The following is a 1,710-nucleotide window of genomic DNA, read 5'->3' as shown; positions in this document are numbered from 1 at the left end:
TCGTCTCCCGGGAGAACGGCTATCGGAGGGCGGAGGCTCTCGCCCTCGAGTGTCTGGCGACCCTCGAGCTCGACCAGCGGAAGCCGGAGTCGGCGCTCGCGACGCTCGACAAGGCGATCGCGGCGGCGTACCGCGTGTCGGCCGGCAGCGACGTGGTCGGTGAGGTGCTCAGGCGGCGGGCCGAGGCCCTCTACGCGCTTGGGCGCCTCGACGACGCCGAGCGTGACTGCAACGACGCGCTGCGGCTCACGAGGAGCGTCGGCGACCGGATCGAGGAGGGCGCGACGCTTCGGACCATGGCGGCCGTGCACTACGCGCGGGGCGAGCGAGTGGCCGCGGAGACGCTGCTGTGTCAGGCGGAGGAGACGCTGCGCAGAACGGGCGAGTGCTTCGAGCTCGCGCGCGCGACGCTCACCGGCGCCGTGGGACTCAGGGAGTCGTCCGGGCGGGAGATCCCGCTCGACACCATCGAAGCGCGACTCTCGTCCGCAGAGGCCGTGTTCACCCGCGTCGGCGCGGGCGACTGGGTCGCGCGGTGCGAGCTCGAGCGCGGCAAGGCGCTCAAGGCCGGCGGCGAGCCGGACCGCGCGAGGACGTGGTTCGAGCGCGCGCGGCTGCGCTTCGAGGTCGCGCGGGACGAGCACGGGCTCTCCGAGGTCGACGCGGCCGTCGGCGAGCTCGACGCCGAGCTGGCGGGGACGAGCGTCGGTGGTGGCGGCCGCTACGCGGCCATCGCGGAGGGCTACCGGTTCCTCGAGATGTCGGAACCCGGCGCCGACGACCTCTACCGGTTCGCGGGCAGCATCGCCGACGCGCTTCTCGTCGGGCGGCTCGCGCTGTTCTCGGTCGCCGAGAGCGGCCCGTCGGTCGCCGCGTCCGTGGACCGGACCGGCAGGGGTGTGGCCGATGTCACGAAGTTCGTGCGGGCCACCATCGACGTGCGCGGACACGGAAGCCCGCTCGTGCTGAGCGAGGGGCGACTCAAGGACGCCTCCGCCCCCGGCGGCGCGGGCGCCGTCGCGATCATCCCGGTCAGGACCGGGCTCGCCCGCGACCGCGTGTTCCTGCTGTACGCGGAGCGCGAGCGCTCCGAGGGCCAGGCGGCCTTCACGCAGGACGATGTCGAGTTCATGGGCGCGGCGGCGCGCATGCTCGGGCTCGCGTACGGGCGCGCCATCGAGTCGAAGACGTGGGAGGCCGACGGGAGGCTGGCTCAGCACCTCGGCGGGTCGCCCGCCTTCTCGGGGATCATCACGCGGAGCCCGGAGATGCTCCGCATCCTCGAGGACGTCGAGCGCCTCAAGGAGAGCAGGGTTCCCGTCGTCATCCGCGGCGAGTCCGGGACGGGCAAGGAACTCATCGCCCGGGCGGTCCACGAGGGCGGGAGGAGCAAGACCGGCCACTTCGTGGCACTGAATGCCGGCGCCATCGCTCCCCACCTCCAGGAGAGCGAGCTCTTCGGGCACGTCAAGGGCGCCTTCACGGACGCCGACCGCGACCGCGAGGGGCTCGTGCAGGCCGCGGGGGGCGGGACGCTCTTCCTCGACGAGATCGGCGAGATGAGCCCGCAGCTTCAGGTGAAGCTCCTGAGGTTCCTGCAGAACGGCGAGTACCGGCGGGTCGGCGAGAGCCTGACGAGGACGAGCGACGCCCGCGTGGTCTCGGCGAGCAACAAGGACCTGAGCGAGGCCGTGAGGAACGGCACCTTCC

At 72.9% G+C, this 1,710-nt stretch carries 1 protein-coding gene; it reads left to right on the top strand.

Annotation, left to right across the window (positions count from 1 at the left end; genetic code table 11):
• Nucleotides 1–1,710 (top strand): sigma 54-interacting transcriptional regulator (locus tag FJY74_09825; protein MBM3308611.1); only part of this gene is annotated, 1,710 nt, incomplete at both ends.

The sequence above is a fragment of the Candidatus Effluviviaceae Genus I sp. genome, from assembly GCA_016867725.1.
GTDB lineage: Bacteria > Joyebacterota > Joyebacteria > Joyebacterales > Joyebacteraceae > VGIX01.
Note: the sequence above shows the minus strand (reverse complement) of the source record. Positions and strands in the feature narration are given on the sequence as shown.